The following is a 2,092-nucleotide window of genomic DNA, read 5'->3' as shown; positions in this document are numbered from 1 at the left end:
GTGTTCTGGGCGCACTGCGCCTGCCTGCTCGGAGGGGACGAGATGTAGCCGTGCGCGAACGCCGGGGCGCTCGGCAGCGCCACGACGGCCAGCGGCGCGACGAGCGCCCCGGTGGCCAGTGCCGCGATCCTTCGGCGGAGTTGCATGGTCGGCTCCCATCGGACGGGCGGTACGCGGTGAGGCGAACGCCGACCTGGCAGCGTGCGGTGCGAGGAGAGAACCGCATTGGCTCGGTCGTTCACCAATGCGGCGGCCGGTCTAGACCATACTCTGCGTGACCGGGTGGTGACAACGGTCACTCGGATCAGTCAGCAGCACCACTCGGTCGAGCCCTGGGTCGAACCCGAGGACCGGGTGGGCCTCGCTCCCGCCCTCCGACGTCATGCGCACCGGCTTGCCCAGCTCCCGCCCGATCTCGCCGAGGAACCCGCAGAGGACGTCGACGCCGTCCTGACCTTGCAGCTCCCGCAGGTCGACGTCAAAATCGATCTTCTCGGCCGACCTGGGGCGGAAGATCACCAGCACCCCTGGAGCCGGGTGGACCCTCAGCTCCACCACCTCGGCGCCCACCGGGCGTGCCAGCGCCTCGGCGGCCGGGGGCAGCGGCGCGGCTGCGCCGCCCTGGACGAGCTCCCACCGCCAACCACGCGCCTCGACCAGGTCGAACACCGCCTGCCAGTCCTCCGCCGACGTGTCCGGGACGAACACGTCGGGGAGCGCCCCCATCAGCTCGGGGTCGAAGAAGCTCCTGACCTCGTCCCAGCGAAGATCCGACATGCCGCCATGGTGGCCGGTCCGCGACGCGGTCGCCGCCGGATTTCGCGGGCGGCTGGCTCGTGCGGCACGGCGCCGGGCCATGTCGCCCTCCCGCGCGGTTCTGCTACCTTCCCGTCGACCGTGCTGCGAGCCGAGGAGGTGGTACCCGTGAACGCTGTGACGTGGGTGCTCCCCTCAGGGGTCGCGGTCGGGCGGTAGGTCGTCCGGGAGCGCCGTTCACCAGCTCTCCCGAAAGGCACGACCATGATCCAGTTCACTTCCGAGCAGCGCCTCGACGGCGGAGTGCTCGAACGCCCCTTCGCGCTCGACGGCGTTCCCGGCGTCCTGTGGACGGCCGAGAACGCCTCCGGCGCCGCCCCGCTGATCCTGCTCGGCCACCCCGGTGGGCTCGCCGGGATGCGGCCCCGGCTGCTGGAGCGGGCCCGGCGGTGCGTCGCGTCCGGCTTCGCCGCGGCGACCCTCGAACTGCCCGGCGCGGGCGACCGGCCCCGGCTGCCCGACGTCGACCAGGCCCGCGCCGACCTGCGGCGGGCCCTGGAGGCGGGGGAGGCGGTGGGGGGTGACGTCGTCGACCGGCTCGTCCTGCCGCTGGTCGAGCGGGCGGTTCCCGAGTGGCGGGGGCTCCTGGACGGGCTGCTCGCGCTGCCGGGGATCGGCGGACCGGTCGGGTACTCCGGTGGGGTGATCTCGATCGGGGTGCGGTTGGCGGCCGTCGAGCCCCGGATCGTGGCCTCGGTGCTGTTCGCGGGCAGCTACGTGCCCCGGAGCACCACCGAGGAGGCCCGGCGGGTGTCGATCCCGCTGCTCGTCCTGCTCCAGTGGGACGACCGGTGGAACGACCGGGGGATGGCGCTCGACCTGTTCGACGCGTTCGGGTCCGCCGAGAAGACGTTGCACGCCAACACGGGCGGGCACACCGGCGTCCCGGCGTTCGAGGGGGACGACGTCGACCGGTTCTTCCGGCGGCACCTGGCGTGAGCGCGGGGCCGGGGGCGCGTCCCCCGGCCCTCACCCCTCCCGCGCCTGGCGCTCGACCATGGCCACCAGGGTCGCGACCAGCTCCTCGGCCGTCGCGCCCCACTTGGCCTCGGACGGGTCGCCGTTGGCCTCCATGGTGGTGATGCCGTGCGCGCTGGTCAGCAGCAGTCCCGCGAAGCGGGGAGCCTTGGCCGGGCCGACCAGGTCGGCGACGGCGGCCAGGAACTCCGCCTCCGCGCGGGCCGCCGCGCCCGTGGCCGCCTCGATCGCGGCTCGGTCACCTGATGGATGGGCGAACATCAGCCGGTAGAGGTGCGGGTGGTTGCGGCCCGTGGAC

General features: G+C 73.7%; 3 protein-coding genes. 1 reads left to right on the top strand and 2 read right to left on the bottom strand.

The genetic code is table 11. The annotated features are described in order from the left end of the window. Nucleotides 1-258: 258 nt before the first annotated feature. Nucleotides 259-777: a hypothetical protein gene (locus tag ACTUAL_RS21625; protein ID WP_440901527.1), complete on the bottom strand. Its 519-nt coding sequence runs from the start codon at nt 775-777 to the stop codon at nt 259-261. Between the two features lie 246 nt (nt 778-1,023). Here ACTUAL_RS21625 and ACTUAL_RS21620 point away from each other — a divergent pair, with 246 nt between their 5' ends. Continuing rightward, on the top strand, nt 1,024-1,755 hold the full coding sequence (locus tag ACTUAL_RS21620) for a dienelactone hydrolase family protein (RefSeq protein WP_440901528.1): 732 nt from the start codon (nt 1,024-1,026) through the stop codon (nt 1,753-1,755). A gap of 30 nt (nt 1,756-1,785) precedes the next feature. Here ACTUAL_RS21620 and ACTUAL_RS21615 read toward each other — a convergent pair. Continuing rightward, the coding region (locus ACTUAL_RS21615; protein ID WP_440901526.1) for a WHG domain-containing protein at nt 1,786-2,092 on the bottom strand (307 nt) is incomplete at its 5' end.

This window comes from Actinosynnema sp., assembly GCF_052038725.1.
Note: the sequence above shows the minus strand (reverse complement) of the source record. Positions and strands in the feature narration are given on the sequence as shown.